This is a genomic window from Bradyrhizobium sp. (assembly GCF_049581145.1).
Taxonomy (GTDB): Bacteria; Pseudomonadota; Alphaproteobacteria; order Rhizobiales; family Xanthobacteraceae; genus Bradyrhizobium.
In genome coordinates this window covers 1-1,752 of sequence record NZ_JBAURI010000055.1, presented here as the reverse complement: position 1 = coordinate 1,752, position 1,752 = coordinate 1, and the positions used below count along the sequence as shown (strand labels likewise).

3 protein-coding genes are annotated in these 1,752 nt (G+C 66.3%); 2 read left to right on the top strand and 1 reads right to left on the bottom strand.

The genetic code is table 11. The features are described 5' to 3' along the window. On the top strand, positions 1-325 hold a 325-nt coding region (locus WCB02_RS01600), incomplete at its 5' end, for a thiamine pyrophosphate-dependent enzyme (RefSeq protein ID WP_423955625.1). Between the two features lie 123 nt (positions 326-448). Here WCB02_RS01600 and WCB02_RS01595 read toward each other — a convergent pair. Continuing rightward, the gene (locus WCB02_RS01595; protein WP_423955622.1) at positions 449-1,240 is read right to left on the bottom strand and encodes an SDR family NAD(P)-dependent oxidoreductase; all 792 of its coding nucleotides are present in this window, start codon (positions 1,238-1,240) and stop codon (positions 449-451) included. 83 nt (positions 1,241-1,323) lie between these two features. Here WCB02_RS01595 and WCB02_RS01590 point away from each other — a divergent pair. After that, positions 1,324-1,752, top strand: a 429-nt coding sequence (locus WCB02_RS01590; protein WP_423955620.1) for a MarR family winged helix-turn-helix transcriptional regulator, incomplete at its 3' end; no start/stop codon positions are given.

Below are 1,752 nucleotides of genomic sequence, written 5' to 3'. Positions count from 1 at the left end.
CGGCTCGGCGATGTATTCGATCCAGGCGCTGTGGACCGCCGCGCAGCGCAAGCTGCCGCTGACCGTCGTGGTGATCAACAATGCAGGCTACGGCGCGATGCGCTCGTTCAGCCAGGTGATGCAGGTGCGCAATGTGCCGGGCTTAGATCTGCCCGGCGTCGATTTCGTCAAGATCGCACAAGGCATGGGCTGCGACGCGGTTCGCGTCGCCAAATCCTCCGAGTTGGCCGGCGCGCTGTCGCGCGGACTGGTGCATGACGGCACCAGCCTGATCGAGGTGGTGGTGGATTCAGCGGTGCCGCTACTCTACGCACAGAGGAGTTAGTAGGCGCCGGCGCATTCAATCGTCATTGCGAGGAGCGGCAGCGACGAAGCGATCCACATCTCTCGCGCGGATGCATGATTGCTTCGCTGCGCCCGCAATGACGAGAGCCAGGTTCAGTCGGCGTCACGACGCCAGAAACCCGCCATCCGCCGCCAGCACATGGCCGACCACGTAGGACGATGCGTCAGACAATAGCCACAGCACGGCTTCGGCGACCTCCTCCGGCTTGCCCATCCGCCGCAGCGGCAGACCGGCCGCGACACTTGCCATGTCACCGACGCCCGAGCGCAGCATCATGTCGGTGACGACGCGGCCCGGCGCGACCCCGTTGATCCGCACCCCGCGCGGCGCCGCCTCCAGTGCCGCCGAACGCACCAGCGAGATCACCGCCGCTTTCGACGCCGAATAAAGCGAGAGGCCGGAATTGGGATTGCGCACGCCGCTCACCGAGGCATTGACGACGATGCTGCCCTCGCCGCGCGCGAACATCGCCGGCAACTGGTGGCGCAGGCAAAGAAAGACCGAGCGGACATTGCCGTCGAACACCTCGTCATAGATGCTGCTCGCCTGCTGTTCGAGCGGCGCGCGTCGTTCCTGGAAGCCGGCATTGTTGAAGGCGATGTCAAGCCGGCCGAAACGCTCGATCGCGGTTGCAACGAGGCGCGCGACCTCGTCCTCACGCGTGACGTCGGTCCTGACCGCGAGCGCCTGCGCGCCAAGCGCCCGGCACTGCGCTGCCGTCTGTTCGATTTCCGCCTCGCGCCGGCCGGCGATCAGCACCGCCGCGGCGCCTTCAGCCGCTATCCGCAGCGCCGCCGCGCGACCAATGCCGCTGCCGCCGCCGGTCACCAGGCAGATTTTCCCCGCCATCCGCTCCGTGGCCGGATGGCCATCGATCGGCAGCACTTCGCTCATCACGCGCAAATCCCGCAAACGCCGGTGCCTGCTCCATTGCAAGGCACATAGTTGTATGATACAACTATAAGCCTGGAGTCAAGATGCATCCCGACAGGCCGATCCCCGAGGCGATCCTGATCGACGATATCCGTGCGGCCTCGCGGCTGATGGTGCGCGAGCTCGGCTTCATGGATGCCACGGTGGCCGCGACCGATTATCCGCCGTCGGCCGTCCACACGATTCTCGAGATCGGCATTCGCGGACCGATGACCTCCGTTCAGCTCACCGACTTCCTGCATCTGGAGAAGTCGAGCGTCAGCCGCCTGGTGCGCAAGCTGATCGACAATGGCGAGTTGAAGGAAACCACGGACGCGGACGACGCGCGGATCAAGCCGCTGGCGCTGACCGCCAAGGGAAGGCGCACGCTGGCCGCGCTGCACGCGTTCGGCAGGCGGCAGGTGTCGGGCGCGCTGGCGCAGCTGACGGAGGCCGAACGCCGGATGGTGCGCCAGGGATTGATGCTCTACGCC